Below are 16,922 nucleotides of genomic sequence, written 5' to 3'. Positions count from 1 at the left end.
GGGCAACAACGCCTCCAACGGCATCGAGCCGTCGTTCTCGCACCGTTACTTCCGCAACGTGATCCAGTCGGGCAAGAAAACCAAGGAGCAGGTGGAGGTGGTCTCCTTCGAGCTCGCCGCCTACCGTCACTTCATCGCCAGCGACGCGGTGGAGAGCGACCTGCCCGACTACTTCATCACCGCCGATGCGGTGACCCCGCCGCAGCACGTGGCGGTGCAGGCCGCGGCCCAGGCGTGGGTCGACTCGGCAATCTCCAAGACGGTCAACGTGCCCACCGATTTCCCCTTCGAGCAGTTCAAGGATCTCTATCTGGACGCCTACCAGAGCAAGCTCAAGGGCTGCACCACCTTCCGCTTCAACCCCGAAGCGTTCCAGGGCGTGCTGGTGCGCGAGGACGATCTCAAGAACACCACTTATGTATTCGAGCTCGAGAACGGCGAGACGCTTGAGCTCTCCGGCGACGAGAAGGTGGTTTACGACGGCGAGGAGCACAACGCAGCGAACCTTTATGACGCGTTGAAGGAAGGCACCTATGGCAAGTGGTAAAGAGGGTTCGCTCGTGTCGGTCCTGAGACACCGTTACTCGAGCGTCAACGCACCAATTTCCGGAGGAGCCCGCTGATGGCCGTCGAGATCAAGTCAAAGATCGTTTCCTACAGCGTCAAGAAGGCGGTGCAAGAGGCGCCGCTGGCCGACGAGAACCCGCTCACGGTGCGCATTCCCTCGCGCCCCGAGGGCACCCTGGAGGCCGTCTCCGAGAAGATCTCCTATGTCGGCGCCGAAGGCCGCAAGAAGGTCTACCTGCTGGTCTCCTTCATGCCAGTGGAGGGCGTGCTCGACGGCAAGCGGGTGGTGATCGAGCGCCCGGTGGAGTTCTTCTTCCCCTCCGGCCAGCTCTCCAGCGAGCACCAGTGGATCACCGCCACCATGCGCAGCCTGTCGCTGGCCGCTCGCGGCGGCTACGTCACCCAGGCGGTGGCCGACCTGCGCAAGGTGGCTTGGGACAAGGGCCTGGTGCGCTGCGGCATGAACCGCTGGGGCAAGCCGATGTTCCACGACTCCGAAGTCGCCGCCATCGCCTGGTCGATTCAGCAGATTCTCTATCGTCGCGGCTTCCTCGACCAGGACGGCAACCAAGTGCCGGTGGAGGAGCTGGTGCGTCGCTATGCCCACCGCCTGACCCACGGCCACCCCTGGCAGCCGCCCACCCCGGAAGAGGAAGACCGGGCCGAGAAACAGGCCAAGGCGGCAGTCGCCGAAGATAAGGGCGACGGCCCCACGGTGGTGGGCCACTGCCCGGAGTGTCGCGGCGAGCTGATCATGATGGATGGATGTCCGACCTGCTATGCAGGATGTGGCTGGTCCAAATGCGGGTAGGCTTGGACGAAAACTGGCTGCGCTCGACCATTACCATCACCCACGAAGCCGGACTTGCTCCGGCTTCGTCGTGTCCGGGTCAGGCGGCGACGATTCTGGGACCGTTGCCGTCGGCTGACAGCCTCATGTCGCCGTCGGTGATGACCACGTCGAAGTCGTTCAGTTGGGCGAAGTAGGCCGGGCGGACCTGGTCGATCTTGCTCTCGTCCACCACCAGCAGGCGCTGCTCGGCGCTGGCGATGGCGGCCTGCTTGGGGGCGACTTCATGAAAGTGAAAGCAGCTCACGCCGCGCTCGGCATGAACGCCGGCGGCGGAGATGAAGGCGCGGTTGATACCCAAGCGACGTATGGCGTCTTCCATCGTCTCGCCGCCGAAAGACTGAGAGGCGCCATAGTAGAGGCCACCCAACAGTATCAGGCGCACTTCCGGCAGCAGGCTGACGGCATTGGCGACATTGAGTGCGTAGGTCACCACGGTGAGCTGCCTGCAGGCGGTGAGCAAGCCGACCAGCGGCAGCAGGGTGGTGCCGCAGTCGATGAACAGCGTATCGCCGTCGGCAATGAAGCCGGCGGCTCGCTCGCATAGCCGTTGCTTGGCCATGGCGTGGCTGTCCTTCTGACGGTCGAGGTCATAGGCGGGCGCATAGCGCGGGTCGTCGGCCATCACCAAACGGCCACCCAGCAGCGTCATGGTGCCGCTGCTGGCTGCCACGTCACGGCGAATGGTCATCTCCGAGACGCCGCACAGCCGGGCCGCCTCGCTGAGGTGGAGGAAACCGCCGCCGGCCAGCGCCTTCTGCAGACGGGTCAGGCGCATGGTGCTGCGGTCTTTCATTCGTTGCTCTCCTACTTGGCCCACGTACGAAATTCTAGGCTCGAAGCCTGCTTAGGCAGCTCTATGCTGAGCCAGCGGAAGGCTGTTTTCCACTCCCACTGTCCAAACAGGGTGTTCGAGCATACCGGATCGACGCTCCCTCTTCGTGCATTTGGAAGGCTGGATGTTGGCTAATTAACATCCTATGTTATGATTTTAACATTCATGCGGCCTTCCACAGCGCTGCCATGATGACAACCAGATGCGGCGGGTGCAGCCACATCGCCGCCGGCACCAGAGGAAGGATCCCATGACCGCCATCATGAGCCTGATCGGCATGGCGACGCTGATCGCCATTGCACTCGTTTTCTCCACCAGCCGGCGCGACATTCGGCTGCGAACCGTGGGCGGTGCCTTCGCCATCCAGGCCGGTATCGGCGCCTTCGTGCTCTATGTGCCGTTCGGTCAGGCGGTGCTGCAGACCATTTCGGCCGGTGTCAGCCAGGTGGTGCTCTACGCCAACGACGGCATCGATTTCCTCTTCGGTGGCCTGGCCGATACCGGCAATGTCGGCTTCGTCTTCGCCATCAAGGTGCTGCCGGTCATCATCTTCTTCTCCTCACTGATCGCCGTGCTCTACTACATCGGCATCATGCAGTGGGTGATTCGCATCCTCGGCGGCGCGCTGCAGAAGGCACTGGGTACCTCGCGCACCGAGTCGCTCTCGGCCACCGCCAACATCTTCGTGGGTCAGACCGAGGCGCCGCTGGTGGTAAGGCCCTTCATCGCCCGCATGACCCCCTCGCAGCTGTTCGCAGTGATGTGCGGCGGCCTGGCCTCGGTGGCGGGCTCGGTACTGGCCGGCTACGCGGCGCTGGGCATCCCCATGGAGTATCTGGTGGCGGCCTCGTTCATGGCGGCCCCCGGTGGGCTTCTGTTCGCCAAGCTGATCATGCCCGAGACCCAGCAGCCGGTTGACGACGTCGAAGAGGCCAACGAGGTGATCGAGGCGGAGGACCGGCCGGTCAACATCCTCGATGCCGCTGCATCGGGGGCTTCGTCGGGGCTGCGCCTGGCGGCCAACGTCGGCGCCATGCTGCTCGCCTTCATCGGACTGATCGCGTTGATCAACGGCATGCTCGGCGGCGTGGGCGGCTGGATCGGCGTCGAGCAGCTGAGCCTGGAACTGATCCTGGGCTGGCTGTTCGCACCGCTCGCCTTCGTGCTCGGTGTACCCTGGGAGGAGGCCACATTGGCCGGCTCCTTCATCGGCCAGAAGCTGGTGGTGAACGAATTCGTCGCCTTCATCAACCTGTCGCCCTACATAGAGGGCACGTCGATGGTGGCCAATACCGGCCAGGCCATGAGCGGGCACACCGTCGCCAGTCTCTCCTTCGCCCTGTGCGGCTTCGCCAACTTGTCTTCCATCGCCATTCTGCTCGGCGGCCTGGGCAGCATCGCCCCCAGCCGTCGCCAGGACATTGCCCGCTTCGGCCTGAAGGCGGTACTGGCGGGTACGCTCTCCAATCTGATGTCGGCCGCCATCGCCGGTTTCTTCCTCGCCCTGGGAGGCGCCATCTGATGCTTGCCGCCACCTTCCTATCGCTTCGACAGGTAACCCCATGACCGAACTGCAGCAGGCCGCCCGTCAGGCGCTGACGCTGATGGATCTTACCAGCCTCAACGACGATGACAGCGACGCCATCATTCGCGAACTGTGCGTCCGAGCCAATACGCCCGCGGGGCACCCGGCGGCGGTGTGCGTCTACCCCGCCTTCGTCGAGACCGCACGCGCGGCGCTGGCCGAGCAGGGCCTGACCGGCAAAGTGAAGGTGGCCACGGTGACCAACTTTCCCCATGGCGAGGCGAATGTCGAGCGCGCCGCTGCCGAGACCCGGGCGGCCATCGCCGCAGGTGCCGACGAGGTCGACGTGGTGTTTCCCTACCGCGCCCTGATGTCGGGCGATGCCGAGGTCGGCCGCGAACTGGTCGCCGCCTGCAAGCGCGAGTGCGGCGATGCCGTGCTCAAGGTGATCCTGGAAACCGGCGAGCTCAAGGACGCAGGCCTGATCGACCGCGCCGGCATGCTGGCCATCGACGGCGGCGCCGACTTCCTCAAGACCTCCACCGGCAAGGTGGCGGTCAATGCCACCCTGGATGCCGCCAAGATCCTGCTTACCGCGATCAAGGCGAGCGGGCGCGACGTGGGCTTCAAGGCCGCCGGCGGCGTGCGTACCGCCGAGGTTGCCGCCGCCTACCTGCAGCTCGCCGAGCGGGTGATGGGGGCGGGCTGGATCACCCCGGCACACTTCCGCTTCGGCGCTTCGGGGCTGCTTGGCAGCCTGCTCGAGACCCTGGGCGTCGGGGAGGGCAAAGGCTCGTCGGAGGGCTACTGATGGCCTTCCGCAACCTTCCTCAGGAACTGATCCGCGCCAAGCGCGACGGCGAGGCGCTCTCGCCCGAGGCGATTGGCGAACTGGTGGAAGGCATCAGCGACGGCAGCCTCTCCGATGCCCAGGTGGGGGCGCTGGCCATGGCGATCTTTCTCAACGGAATGAACGCCGGCGAGACGGTGGCGCTGACCGAAGCCGTGCGCGACTCCGGCGAAGTGCTGGCGTGGCGCGGCTTGGGCCCGGATCTGGACCTGCCGGGGCCGGTACTCGACAAGCACTCAACCGGCGGGGTGGGCGATCTCGTCTCGCTGGTGCTGGGGCCGTGGGTCGCCGCCTGCGGCGGCTTCGTGCCGATGGTTTCCGGCCGCGGCCTGGGCCACACCGGTGGCACCCTGGACAAGCTCGAAGCGATTCCCGGCTACGACATCGCTCCTACGCGGGAGAGCTTTCGTCGCCTGGTGCGCGAGGCAGGCGTGGCCATCGTCGGCCAGACCGCCGAGCTGGCGCCGGCCGACCGGCGGCTCTATGCCATCCGCGACGTCACCGCCACGGTGGAGTCGCTGCCGCTGATCGTCAGCTCGATACTGGGCAAGAAGCTCGCCTGCGGCCTCGATGCCCTGGTGATGGACGTCAAGAGCGGCAGCGGTGCCTTTATGCCTACCTTGGAAAAATCACGCGAGCTGGCCGAGACCATCGCCGAGGTGGCGAGTCGGGCCGGCACGCCGACCACCGCGCTGCTTACCGACATGAGCCAGCCGCTGGCGCCCTGCGCCGGCAACGCCGTCGAGGTGCGCGAGGCCATCGACCTGCTCCTCGGCAACAAGCGGGGCGGGCGCCTGCTGGAGGTGACCCGCACGCTGGCCGCCGAGCTGCTGTTGGCCGGCAAGCTGGCCGAAAGCCGCGAGGCAGCCCTGGCCCTGCTGAACGAACGGCTCGCCAGCGGCGCCGCCGCCGAGCGCTTCGCGCGCATGGTGACGGGCCTGGGCGGCCCCGCCGACCTGCTCGAACATCACGATCGCCATCTGCCCCAGGCAGCCGTCGTTCGCCCCGTCCACGCCGAGCGCAGCGGGCGGGTCACTCGCATGGACACTCGTGCCGTGGGACTCGCCGTGGTGGCACTGGGCGGCGGGCGACGGGTGGCGCAGGATTCCATCGATCCCGCCGTCGGCCTTACCGGCATTGCCGCCCTCGGCGAGGAGGTCGACGGCGAGCGCCCGCTGGCCTGGGTACATGCGAGAAGCGAGGCCGATGCCGAGCGTGCCGCTGCCCAGCTCAGGGTGGCCATAGAAGTGAACGACGTCGGACTCGGCGACGTCACACTGCCTACACTCATTCAAGACGTGATCCGTCGGGAGGTGCCATGACTCGCGCCATCGTGCTGGTACTCGACTCCTTCGGCATCGGCGGTGCGCCGGATGCCCAGCAGTTCGGCGATGCCGGGGCCGATACCCTGGGCCATATCGCCGCCGCCTGCTCCCGCGGACAGTGCGACAACGCTACGCGCCGAGGCCCGCTGGCGCTGCCCAACCTGGCCCGGCTGGGGCTATTTCATGCCCACCGCGAAAGCACAGGCGCCTGGGCCGAGGGCGTCGAGGTTCCCGCCGAAGTGGTCGGCGCCTATGGCCACGCGAGCGAGATATCCTCGGGCAAGGATACCCCCTCGGGCCACTGGGAGATCGCCGGCGTGCCGGTACGTTTCGACTGGGGCTACTTCCTCGATCGTGAGGAGAGTTTTCCGCCCGAGCTGCTCCAGGCGCTGATTCGGGAGGGCGAGCTCCCCGGCGTGCTGGGCAACTGCCACGCCTCGGGCACCGAGGTCATCGCCCGGCTCGGCGAAGAGCACATGGCGAGCGGCAAGCCCATCGTCTACACCTCGGCGGACTCGGTGTTCCAGATCGCCGCCCACGAGGAAACCTTCGGCCTCGAGCGGCTCCACGCCCTGTGCGAGACCGCCCGGCGCCTGCTCGAGCCCTACAACATCGGCCGGGTGATCGCACGGCCCTTCGTCGGCAAGCAGGCGGCGGACTTCGCCCGCACCGGCAACCGCCGCGACTACAGCGTCGAGCCGCCCGCGCCCACGGTGCTGCAGAAGCTGTGTGACGACGGCGGCGAGGTGTTTGCCATCGGCAAGATCGCCGATATCTATGCCCACTGCGGGGTGACGCGCACGCTCAAGGCCAGCGGCCACGACGCGCTGATGGACGCCACCCTGGCGGCCCTTGAAGAAGCCGGCGAGCGTTCGCTGCTGATGACCAATTTCGTCGACTTCGACACCCTCTACGGTCACCGTCGCGACGTGGCCGGCTATGCCGCCGCACTGGAGGCCTTCGACGCACGCCTGCCCGAGCTGCTGGCCAAGCTGCGCGACGACGATCTGCTGATTCTCACCGCCGACCATGGCTGCGACCCCACTTGGCCCGGCACGGACCACACCCGCGAAAGGGTGCCGGTGCTGGCCCTGGGGGCGGGGCTTGCCCCCGGCTCGCTGGAGGCACGCGACACCTTCGCCGATATCGGTCAGAGCCTCGCGGCGCATCTGGGCCTGGCGCCCATGGCCGACGGCACAAGCTTTCTTTCCAAGCCTCTCGCTGCATAGGAGCCTCGACATGGCGACTCCCCATATCCAGGGCGAACGCGGCATCTTCGCCGATACCGTACTGATGCCCGGCGATCCGCTGCGCGCCAAGTACATCGCCGAAACCTTTCTCGAGGACGCGCGTGAGGTGAACAGCGTGCGCAACATGCTTGGCTTCACCGGCCGCTACCGCGGCCGCGAGGTCTCGGTGATGGGCCACGGCATGGGCATCCCCTCGGTCTCCATCTACGCCAAGGAGCTGATCACCGACTATGGCGTGAAGCGGCTGATCCGGGTCGGCTCCTGCGGTGCGGTACGCGACGACGTGGCGGTACGCGACGTGGTGATCGGGCTCGGCGCGAGCACCGATTCGGCGGTCAACCGCACCCGCTTCATGGGCCACGATTTCGCCGCCATCGCCGACTTCGAGCTGACTCGCCACGCGGTTGACGCCGCTGCGGCCCAGGGCGTGGCGGTGAAGGTGGGCAACCTGTTCTCGGCGGACCTGTTCTACACTCCCCAGGGCGAGCTTTTCGAACTGATGAAACGCTACGGCATCGTCGGCGTGGAGATGGAAGCGGCGGGGCTCTATGGCGTGGCGGCGGAGTTTGGCGCCAGGGCGATGACCATCTGCACCGTGTCGGATCACATCCTGAAGGGCGAGTCGCTGCCCAGCGAAGCCCGCGAACGCAGCTTCAACGAGATGGTCGAGGTGGCCCTCGACGCGGTACTGCGTGACGACGCGGGGGTTTCGGCATGAGCCTTGACATGAGAGACGCCGTCGATCCGGCCATCGTCGCCGCATTGATCGAGGTGCGCGGTAACGCCTATGCGCCCTATTCGCAGCACCCGGTGGGCGCCATGGTGGAGAGCGAGAGCGGCGCGCACTTCTATGGCGCCAACGTGGAAGTGGCTCACTACAAGGGGCTGTGCGCCGAGGCCTCGGCAATCGCCGCCATGGTCAGTGCCGGCGAGCGTCATCTACGCAACGTCTACGTCATCGGCCCTGGTGAGTACCTCTGCTCTCCCTGCGGCGACTGTCGCCAGCGCATCCGCGAGTTCGCCGACGCGCAGACCCGCATCCACGTGGTGAACGCCGAGGGCAGGCTGCTCAAGCGCTACAGCATCGAAGAACTGCTGCCCGATGCCTTCGGGCCGGAAAATCTTAGCCACTAGTTCACTCGCGCAGTTGGATACGTTCGAAATGCGGCCTCAGACGCCTGACCAGCCCGGCGAGCATGGCCTGCGACGGGGCGTTCTCCACCGGCTGGCAATAGGCCGGGTCGAGGCACTGGCGGGTGCGGGCCACCTGGATGGCGTAATGGCGCACGCCGCAGTCGGCCAAGGTCAGCGCCAGGCGCTCCACGTCGGCCAAGTCGAAATCGCGCCAGTGTACGGTGGTGCGGCATTCGAAGGCCACGCCGCTGTCGAGCAGCGCCATCAGGCTCTGGCTGTTGCGCTGCCAGATGCCGGGCCGCCCGCAGATACGGTCGAAGTCGCTCCCGCGCCCCTTCACGTCGAGCCCCACCCAGTCGAGATTCGGTAGCAAGCGAGAGAGCCGCGCGGGATAGGGCCCGGCGGTGTGCAAGCCCACCTTGAAACCCATCGCCTTCACCTCGCGCACGGCGGCCGGCAGGGCATTGTGCAGCGTAGGCTCGCCGCCGCTGAACACCACCGCCTCGAGCAGCCCTCTTCGCTCCTCGAGAAACTCTCGTAACGCCTGCCATTCGCTCTCGTCGCCGCGGCGCGGCGGCATCATGTGACCATTGTGGCAGTAGCCGCAGCGCAGCGGGCAGCCCTGCAGGAAGACTACGCAGGCCAGGTGATCCGGGTAGTCCAGGGTGGTCATCTGGGTCATGCCGGCAATGGGCAAGCGAATGCCGTCGAGAGGCTCGGCAGAGGACGAGTCGAGGTCGGTGGCGATCATGAGAAATCTCCTTACCAAGCTGAGGCTTCTTTACCAGGCTGAGGGCGCATGCCGGGCACGAAGCCCGGCAGCGTAGATTGCGTCGTCAGCGCTTGGAATCAGGTCGGCAGGGCGGCGGCCCGCTCGGTGAAATGGCGGCGCTCGCGATGCTCGGAACGCTTGCCGACGTTGAACTGGCTGACCGGGCGGTGGTATCCCATCACACGCGTCCACACTTCGCAGCGCTGGCGTTGTTCGGTGGGCAGGGTGTCGATGTTCGTCATGGCTTGGCTCCTTCCAGTGGTGGATAAAATAGTGGGGGTGAAAAAACGCTCAGGCCGGTACGGCCGCGGCGCGTCTTGCCAACAGTGCTTCGTCGCACTTCGGACAGAACTCGTGTTCGCCGGCCAGGTAGCCGTGCACCGGGCAGATCGAGAAGGTCGGCGTTACGGTGATGTAGGGCAGGCGGAAGCGCGACAGGGCGGTCTGCACCAGCTTGCGACAGGCGGTGGCGCTGGAGAGCCGCTCGCGCATGTAGAGGTGCAGCACGGTGCCGCCGGTGTAGCGGGTCTGCAGCGGGTCCTGATGGATCAGCGCCTCGAAGGGGTCGTCGGTATGCCCCACCGGCAGCTGGCTCGAGTTGGTGTAATAGGGCGCTTCCGGCGTACCCGCCTGCAGAATGCCGGGGTAACGTTCGGCGTCGGCACGGGCGAAGCGATAGGTGGTGCCTTCCGCCGGGGTCGCTTCCAGGTTATAGAGGTGGCCGGTCTCGGCCTGGAATTCCTGCATTCTGGCACGCACGTGGTCGAGAACCTCCAGTGCCAGCTGGCGCCCCTCCGGGGCGGTAATGTCGTAGCGGTCTTCCGAGAAGTTGCGCACCATCTCGTTGAGGCCGTTCACCCCCAGGGTGGAGAAGTGGTTGCGCAGGGTGCCAAGGTAGCGCTGGGTGTAGGGGTAGAGCCCCTCGTCCATCCACTGCTGGATGCACCCGCGCTTGAGCTCCAGGCTGTCGCGGCCCAGGTCCAGCAGGCGGTCGAGCTCCTTGAGCAGCCCCGCCCGGTCGCCGGAGTAGCGGTAGCCCAGGCGCGCGCAGTTGAGCGTCACCACCCCCAGCGAGCCGGTCTGCTCGGCGCTGCCGAACAGGCCGTTGCCGCGCTTGAGCAGTTCGGTGAGATCGAGCTGCAGGCGGCAGCACATGGAGCGCACCATGTGCGGCTCCAGATCCGAGTTGAGGAAGTTCTGGAAGTAGGGCAGGCCGTACTTGGCGGTCAGTGCGAACAGCCGCTCGGCGTTGTCACTCTCCCAGTCGAAATCCGGGGTGATGTTGTAGGTGGGGATGGGGAAGGTGAACACCCGGCCCTGACGGTCGCCCGCTTCCATTACTTCCAGGTAGGCGCGGTTGATCAGGTCCATCTCCGCCTGCAGTTCGCCGTAGGTGAACGGCTGCTCCTCGCCGCCGACGATCGGCACCTGATCGCGCAGGTCCGCCGGGCACACCCAGTCGAAGGTGAGGTTGGTGAAGGGCGTCTGGCTGCCCCAGCGCGACGGTACGTTGAGGTTGTAGATGAACTCCTGGATCGCCTGCTTCACCGCTGCGAAGTCGAGGCCGTCCTTGCGCACGTAGGGCGCGAGATAGGTATCGAAGGAGCTGAAGGCCTGGGCGCCGGCCCACTCGTTCTGCAGCGTGCCGAGGAAGTTGACCATCTGCCCCAGGGCGCTGGAGAGATGGCGGGGCGGATCGCTCTCGGCGCGCCCGGGAACGCCGTTGAACCCCTCGATGAGCAGCTGGCGCAGCGACCAGCCGGCGCAGTAGCCGCACAGCATGTCGAGATCGTGGATGTGCAGGTCGCCCTCGCGGTGGGCGGCGCCGATTTCCGCCGGGTAGACCTCGTCGAGCCAGTAATTGGCGATCAGCTTGCCCGACACGTTGAGGATCAGCCCGCCCAGGGAGTAGCCCTGGTTGGCGTTGGCGTGCACGCGCCAGTCGGCGCGTTCGAGATATTCGTTGACGGTAGAGGCGACGTCGATGCGGCGCGGGTCGGCCTGGCGGGTGGGGGCGTTCACCGTAATCTCCCTATATGTGCTGCCGTTTGGTGTTTCGATACACAACATATGGTGTGTGGAAGGCTAGTGCCTTCGGCAGCGGGAGAACATGACCCAGATCAGAAAACGGCGAATTGTCACCCTCGCAAACGACAAGCCCCGCCGGGCGGCGGGGCTCGAACATGACCGCAAAGGCGCTCACCATGGGCCGTTCAGCCGGCAGGTAGGCGGGTGTTGTCCATGCCCGGGCGGCCGTGCCAGTAGCCGTCGCAGACCTCGGCCTCGACCAGCGTCAGCGGGTCGGCGGCGGGCAACACGCCGCGGCGAGCGGCGTCGAAGGCGGCGACGACCTCTGCCATGCCCTCGGCGCGGGGGCTCAGCCGTGCCACCGCCACACCCATTGCGGCCATGTCGCCGACCTCGTGGCGCAGGTCCTGGCAGGCACCGGAAAGCGTCTGGATGCCGTTCAGGGTGAATACTTCCTTGGATTCCTGGGAGCGCAGCGCCAGGCCTTCGGGGTACTTCTGGCACACGAACTGGCAGCGGTCCTTGGGTTTCTGGTGGCGCCGAGCGGTGAAGCAGCGCGATGACCAGGCCAGCGGCAGGTGGCCATAGGCGAACACCTCGCAGGGCTGGTCCAGTCCCTCAGTGGCGCAATCGGAGAGCAGCCGGGCGAGATCGTCACGCGACATCTCCACCGGCGCCTGCCAGCGTTGCATACCGGCACGGGCCATCACGCCGATGGAGGCCGGGTTGTAGAGATTCAGCGCGGCACCGGCGACGAAGGGCAGGCCGGCGGCGGCCAAACGCTGAAGAGCGCTCTGGTCGTTCGCCTCGACCATGAACTCGCCGTTGTCGCACAGCTTGCGCAGATCGCGCAGGTCGGCTTCGGACTCGATCAACGTCTGGCTAGACAGCACCACCTGCTTGCCGCTCTGGGCCAATTCGCGGCCGATACCGAGCCAATCGTCGAGCTTCATGTCGCGGCGGCGCGAGCAGACGGACTCGCCAAGATGAACGATCTCCACCGGCCAGCCGGCGGCCTCGCGGTAGAAGTCGGCGTAGCGCTCGCGGGTCCAGTAGAACAGCACCGGGCCCAGCGATAGCTGCAGCGTAGGGGAAGTCGACATGCCGTACTCCTATTTCCAGCGGCGTTCGTAGGCGCCCAGGGTGGTGGTGGCGCCCTCGGAAACTTCGCCGAGGCCGGCCATCCAGGCGGGATCGGGGTGGAAGCGCTCCGGCGTTCGCTCGAGGCGATCCAGCGCCTGGCGCCAGATCCCGGCGACCTTCGATACGTAGGCCGGGCTGCGCTGACGACCCTCGATCTTCACCGCGCTGATACCCAGCTCGCGCAGCTCGGGAAGCAGCTCCAGGGTGTTGAGGCTGGTGGGCTCCTCGATGGCATGGTAGGTCTCGCCGCCCACTTCGAAGCGTCCCTTGCACAGGGTGGGGTAGCCGGCCCGCTCGCCCTCGCCGTAGCGGTCGATCAGCACGCCGTTCAAGCGCGATTCCAGCCCTTCGGGGGTTTCCTCCCAGCGCACGTGGGCCGCCGGCGAGCAGACTCCGCGGGTATTGGGGGATTCGCCGGTGAGATATGACGACAGATAGCAGCGCCCCTCGGCCATGATGCACAGGCTGCCGAAGGCGAACACCTCGAGTTCCACCGGGCTCTGCTTGGCCAGGTCGCGCACCTGGGTGATGGAGAGTACCCGCGGCAGCACGGCGCGCTTGATGCCGAACTGGTCGTGGTAGAAGCGCAGGGCCTCGTGACTGGTGGCCGAGCCCTGCACCGAAAGATGGCGGGCAAGATCGGGGTGGCGCCGGGCGGCATAGTCGAGCAGCCCCATGTCGGCCATGATCAGGGCGTCGACGCCGAGCTCGGCGGCCTGGTCCACGGCGCGGGTCCACTGGTCCCAGCCGTCGGGCTGCGGATAGGTATTGATGGCGCAGAATACCCGCTTGCCACGGGCATGGGCGTACTCGATGCCTTCACGGGCGCGCTTGTCGGTGAAGTTGAGGCCGGCGAACTGCCGGGCATTGGTGGCATTCTGGAAGCCGAAGTAGACGGCATCGGCGCCTTCATCCACCGCCCGCTTCAGGGCCGGCAGGTTGCCGGCCGGGCAGACGAGCTCCATGTCGCTCTCCTCGCAGTCTGGGTAAACCCGACCATGCTAGTCGACTACCGGAAACACTCTTTTGATACGGGTCATGGCGAGGCGAAGTTGGCGGCGAATGAAGGCCTTGGCGCCCTGGTTCACCAGGGCGCACTGCGATCAGGCCGCGTCGAGGGGCCGTGAAGGGCCGAAGTGCTCGAAATGGCGGCGACTTTCGTCGACGCCGAGCTCCGCCAGGGCCTGATCCACCGCACACATGAAGCCCTGAGGCCCGACGAAGTAGCAGCGCGGCTTGCCCTGCGGTAGGTAACGCTCGAGGAACTCACGGTCGATACGTCCGATATGGTCGGCGGCGTTGCCTCGCTCGTGAACCGATACGCTCGTGAGCCGGTCCGGGTATTGCCGCTCCAGCGCGGCGATGTCGTCACGAAAGGCGTGGTGTTCGGCGTCCAGGGCGGCGTGCAGGTAGACCACGCGCCGTCCCTGAGTCAGCGCCTGTTTGGCCAGCGGCAGCATCGGGGTCTGCCCTACGCCGCCGCTGGCCAGCAGCAGCGGCTCGTCGCCCTCTGCGAGAATCAGGTCGCCGGCCGGGGGCAGCAGCTCCACGCTTTCGCCGACTTTCAGGGTGTCATGAAAATGACGGCTGACACGGCCCTCGGCCTCGCGCTTGATCGAGATCCTGTAGCTGCGGCCATTGGGTATGTCGGAAAGACTGTAGTGGCGGTAGACCGGCTCGCCCTCGATGGTGAGACGAACGCCGATGTACTGGCCGGGCTGATGCTCGGCGACGGGGCCGCCATCCTCGGGCTCCAGCACGAAGGAGCGAATCACTGCGCTCTCCTGGCGGGTCGCGGCGATACGGAAACGGCGCAGTCCGCGCCAGCCGCCGGGCTGCCGGGCGAAGCTGGAGTAGCGCTGCTCCTCCAGCTCGATCAACAGGCCGGCCAGCTCGTCATAGAGTGCACCCCAGGCCGCGGCGATTTCCGGCGTGAGGGCATCACCCAGTACTTCGCCGATGGCGGCCATCAGGCATTCGCCGACGATGGGGTATTGATCCGGCTGAATACCCAGCGACACGTGTTTCTCGACGACGATGCCAAGCACTTCCCGCGCCCTGGCGGCATCCTGACGCAGCTGTACGTAGGCCAGCACGGCACCGGCCAGGGCACGCTGCTGGGCACCGCTCTGCTGGTGGGCGGCGTTGAACAGCGAGGCCACGTCGGGGTAGCGCGCGAACATCAGCGGGTAGAAGCGCTGGGTAATGGCGTCGAGGTGCTCTGCGACCACCGGGGCGGTGGCTTCGATGAGCTGCTCCTGCTGCTGGGTGAGCATGCGTCTCTCCTTCGTCTGGGGGGATTTATAATATGCATATAAAATACATCTTTAAATCCACGCCATCCTGAGGCGCATTGTCGCGGTGCTGAGGCTGGCCCGGTTCAGGAACTTCGGATTAGCGACTAGAGGACCCAGACCAGGGCCAGCAACACTCCCCAGGCCATCAGGCCGAAGGCGATCACCATGTAGGTTGCCGACATCACCATCACGTCGGCCTCTTCGCGCTCGGCTAGTGCCTGCAGGCCGTGATAGATCAATCCGCACGAGATCATGAGTGCCAGCAGCACGCCGCTGACGATGAAGAGCATGTCGGCAACGAACAGCGTGAGCGCAGAGAACCACAGCGGCAGCGGCACCATGGCGGCGAGCAGATAGGCATCGTGCAGCGAGAGCTTCAGGCGGTGGGAGCTCGCTACGCCGTGGATCAGCCAGCCCATGATCAGGAAGGTGATCAGCTCGGCACTGAGCAGTATCGGGGCGATCAGTTCCCAAGGTCGTTTGGCCAGGCCCGGTAGCAGGGCGTCGCCGTGTCGATGGATGGCGTAGTACAGCATCACCGGTGGCAGCAATGACAGCGGCAGCACCACACGCAGGATCAGGGCATTGAGGGAAGGGCGCTGACGCCGCAGCTGCTGCCAACCGCCCTCATGGGTGAAGGGCAGTTGCAGGATATGGTTGATGTCCATCAAGGGGCTCTCGCGTCAGGGAAAATATTATAATTTTCCTTGGTTTAGCCGCGAGGCGAGAGCCTGTCAAGATCGCGCGCTCAGAGGCCGATGCGATGCGCCCGATTGGTGAAGAATATGCCGCTGGGCGACTGCGCCGGCAATCGCGCCAGTTCCTCGAAGGTGCGCGTGTCGTAGACCACCACCTGGTTGCTGTCGCGGGCGGAGATCCAGATGTGCTCGCCACGGGGAGTGAACTCCTTGTGCAGGATCGATTCGCCCGGCGACAGGGTCTGGATCACCTCCAAGGTCTGGGTATCGATCACCTGCACTTTGTCATTGAGCGGGTGGGCGAAGGTCACCCACACCTGGCGCTCGTCGGGGCGGCTCATGACGAAAATCGGCTGGCCGTGCACTTCGATACGCTGGGTCAGCGACCAGTCCCGGGTATCTGCCACCAGTACCTCGTTGCGTCCAACAGCGGGGAAGAAGGCCTGGTCGCCGGCCATGGCCCAGCCTTCGAGGTGGGGCATCTTGTACACCGGCAGGCGCTGCTCGCCCTGGCCATAGTCGGGCAGTATGCGCTGTACGCCGTTTTCCGGGTGCCACAGGTCGAGCAGGGCCATGCCGTCCTCGCCGAACAGGCCGGCAATATAGTAGCGGCCATTGGCGGTGATCAGGGCGTCATAGGGCATGCTGCCCACGTCGCGGTACTTGGTCAGCTCGGGTTCAGGCGTGGACATGTCCAGGGTCCAGATTTCGCCCGCCTCGAACAGGCTGAAAACGAAGACGTTGCCCGGTACGTCCACCACGCCCACCACCTTGGCCTGGGCGCTGCTGCCATCGGGACGTTCATAGGTGGCCGGCACGTCGATCACCAGCTCCATGGTCTCGGTGTCGAAGACCTTCACCCCGCCCGGCTCGTAATTGCCCACCGCCACGAAGCGGCCGTCCTGAGAGATGGCGCCGCCAATGCTGTTGCCGCCCTGGATGATGCGTCCGTCGATCTCGCCGGTGAGCAGGTCGAGGCGCGTCAGGCCACCGTCGCGACCGAAGACGAAGGCGCGGCGCGCGTCGCGGGTGAACTTCACCGAGGCGTGGGAGAGATCGCCGAAGCCTTCGATATGGCGCAGCACCGACTTGTGGGTGGTATCGACCAGCGCCACGCTGCCGGTGGCCCGCTCGATGACCACGCCGAGGTCGCCGGTTCCGCGCAGCTCCCCGTTCAAGGCGGGGGTCTCGGCCAGGGCCTGACTGGTGGAAAGCAGGGCCAGGGCGCCGGCGGCAAGCAGTGTCTTCAGCGAGTAAGGAATAGGCATGACGAGTCTCCGGGATCAATCTGTTGCAGCGTCTTCAGGCGGTTGTCGGTACGCAGATGCTCCGCCAGCCAGCGTGCTTCAGCGTCGCTGAGCAGGGCCTTCCAGCCGGGCATGGCGCTGCCGGGGATACCGTATTGAATGATGTGGGCGAGCGCCTCGACGCTGAAGCCTTCCATGCGATCGCGCGGCAGTGCCGGGCCGAGCCCGCCGCGCAGGGTCATGCCGTGGCAGGAACCGCAGTCCTGGTAGAGCAGGGTTTCCAGCTCGGCCTGCCGCTGGGGGTCGAGGGTTTCCTCGCCGGGCTCCGCCATGGCGGCGGCCGGGAGTAGCAAGCCAAGAAGCAGGAGCAGGGCCGGCAGATGCATGAGAAGCCTCACGAT

Annotated in this window: 17 protein-coding genes and 1 pseudogene; 8 read left to right on the top strand and 10 right to left on the bottom strand. The window is 66.1% G+C overall.

From position 1 onward, the window contains the following. A pseudogene (locus tag AC2VNO_RS00340) lies at positions 1-547 on the top strand (adenosylcobalamin-dependent ribonucleoside-diphosphate reductase); the annotation flags it as partial. A gap of 75 nt (positions 548-622) precedes the next feature. Beyond that, complete coding sequence (locus tag AC2VNO_RS00335) at positions 623-1,378, top strand: ribonucleoside-diphosphate reductase (protein WP_486932279.1); 756 nt, start codon at positions 623-625, stop codon at positions 1,376-1,378. Positions 1,379-1,457: 79 nt separating this feature from the next. Here AC2VNO_RS00335 and AC2VNO_RS00330 read toward each other — a convergent pair whose 3' ends face one another. Next, a complete protein-coding gene (locus AC2VNO_RS00330; protein ID WP_486932278.1) occupies positions 1,458-2,213 on the bottom strand; it encodes a DeoR/GlpR family DNA-binding transcription regulator in 756 nt (251 codons plus the stop codon). 289 nt (positions 2,214-2,502) lie between these two features. Here AC2VNO_RS00330 and AC2VNO_RS00325 point away from each other — a divergent pair, with 289 nt between their 5' ends. Genes AC2VNO_RS00325 through cdd form a run of 6 tightly spaced genes read left to right on the top strand, consistent with a single transcriptional unit; the run spans position 2,503 to position 8,336 of the window. Further along, positions 2,503-3,774: a NupC/NupG family nucleoside CNT transporter gene (locus tag AC2VNO_RS00325; RefSeq protein ID WP_486932277.1), complete on the top strand. Its 1,272-nt coding sequence runs from the start codon at positions 2,503-2,505 to the stop codon at positions 3,772-3,774. A 40-nt stretch (positions 3,775-3,814) separates the two neighbouring features. After that, positions 3,815-4,588 carry a deoxyribose-phosphate aldolase gene (gene deoC / locus AC2VNO_RS00320; protein ID WP_486932276.1) on the top strand — a complete coding sequence of 258 codons (774 nt, stop codon included), beginning with the start codon at positions 3,815-3,817 and terminating at the stop codon, positions 4,586-4,588. Then, positions 4,588-5,949 carry a thymidine phosphorylase gene (gene deoA / locus AC2VNO_RS00315; RefSeq protein WP_486932275.1) on the top strand — a complete coding sequence of 454 codons (1,362 nt, stop codon included), beginning with the start codon at positions 4,588-4,590 and terminating at the stop codon, positions 5,947-5,949. Before deoC ends, deoA begins: the two co-directional genes overlap by 1 nt. Next, positions 5,946-7,181 (top strand): phosphopentomutase, encoded by a 1,236-nt coding sequence (locus AC2VNO_RS00310; protein ID WP_486932274.1) that lies wholly within the window; start codon positions 5,946-5,948, stop codon positions 7,179-7,181. Before deoA ends, AC2VNO_RS00310 begins: the two co-directional genes overlap by 4 nt. 10 nt (positions 7,182-7,191) lie before the next feature. After that, positions 7,192-7,920 (top strand): purine-nucleoside phosphorylase, encoded by a 729-nt coding sequence (deoD, locus tag AC2VNO_RS00305; RefSeq protein WP_486932273.1) that lies wholly within the window; start codon positions 7,192-7,194, stop codon positions 7,918-7,920. 8 nt (positions 7,921-7,928) lie between these two features. Next, positions 7,929-8,336 (top strand): cytidine deaminase, encoded by a 408-nt coding sequence (cdd, locus tag AC2VNO_RS00300; protein WP_486932272.1) that lies wholly within the window; start codon positions 7,929-7,931, stop codon positions 8,334-8,336. 1 nt (position 8,337) lies between these two features. Here cdd and AC2VNO_RS00295 read toward each other — a convergent pair whose 3' ends face one another. From AC2VNO_RS00295 to AC2VNO_RS00255, 9 genes are all read right to left on the bottom strand, one after another. Continuing rightward, complete coding sequence (locus AC2VNO_RS00295; protein WP_486932271.1) at positions 8,338-9,087, bottom strand: anaerobic ribonucleoside-triphosphate reductase activating protein; 750 nt, start codon at positions 9,085-9,087, stop codon at positions 8,338-8,340. 98 nt (positions 9,088-9,185) lie between these two features. Continuing rightward, positions 9,186-9,350 (bottom strand): anaerobic ribonucleoside-triphosphate reductase, encoded by a 165-nt coding sequence (nrdD, locus tag AC2VNO_RS00290; protein ID WP_228573462.1) that lies wholly within the window; start codon positions 9,348-9,350, stop codon positions 9,186-9,188. 49 nt (positions 9,351-9,399) lie between these two features. After that, positions 9,400-11,130, bottom strand: coding sequence for a ribonucleoside triphosphate reductase (locus AC2VNO_RS00285; protein WP_486932270.1), 1,731 nt, complete (start codon positions 11,128-11,130; stop codon positions 9,400-9,402). A 191-nt stretch (positions 11,131-11,321) separates the two neighbouring features. After that, on the bottom strand, positions 11,322-12,239 hold the full coding sequence (locus AC2VNO_RS00280; RefSeq protein WP_486932269.1) for a U32 family peptidase: 918 nt from the start codon (positions 12,237-12,239) through the stop codon (positions 11,322-11,324). Positions 12,240-12,248: 9 nt separating this feature from the next. Further along, on the bottom strand, positions 12,249-13,244 hold the full coding sequence (ubiU, locus tag AC2VNO_RS00275; protein WP_486932268.1) for a ubiquinone anaerobic biosynthesis protein UbiU: 996 nt from the start codon (positions 13,242-13,244) through the stop codon (positions 12,249-12,251). Between the two features lie 138 nt (positions 13,245-13,382). Further along, positions 13,383-14,555, bottom strand: coding sequence for an NO-inducible flavohemoprotein (gene hmpA / locus AC2VNO_RS00270; RefSeq protein ID WP_486932267.1), 1,173 nt, complete (start codon positions 14,553-14,555; stop codon positions 13,383-13,385). A 125-nt stretch (positions 14,556-14,680) separates the two neighbouring features. Continuing rightward, positions 14,681-15,244 (bottom strand): YIP1 family protein, encoded by a 564-nt coding sequence (locus AC2VNO_RS00265; RefSeq protein ID WP_486932266.1) that lies wholly within the window; start codon positions 15,242-15,244, stop codon positions 14,681-14,683. Positions 15,245-15,324: 80 nt separating this feature from the next. Next, positions 15,325-16,542: a cytochrome D1 domain-containing protein gene (locus AC2VNO_RS00260; protein ID WP_486932265.1), complete on the bottom strand. Its 1,218-nt coding sequence runs from the start codon at positions 16,540-16,542 to the stop codon at positions 15,325-15,327. Then, entirely contained in the window at positions 16,521-16,907 is a 387-nt protein-coding gene (locus AC2VNO_RS00255) for a c-type cytochrome (protein WP_486932264.1), read from the bottom strand. The genes AC2VNO_RS00260 and AC2VNO_RS00255 overlap by 22 nt, the downstream gene beginning before the upstream one ends. Positions 16,908-16,922 lie beyond the last annotated feature (15 nt).

Source organism: Halomonas sp. TH-94, from assembly GCF_057473365.1.
Note: the sequence above shows the minus strand (reverse complement) of the source record. Positions and strands in the feature narration are given on the sequence as shown.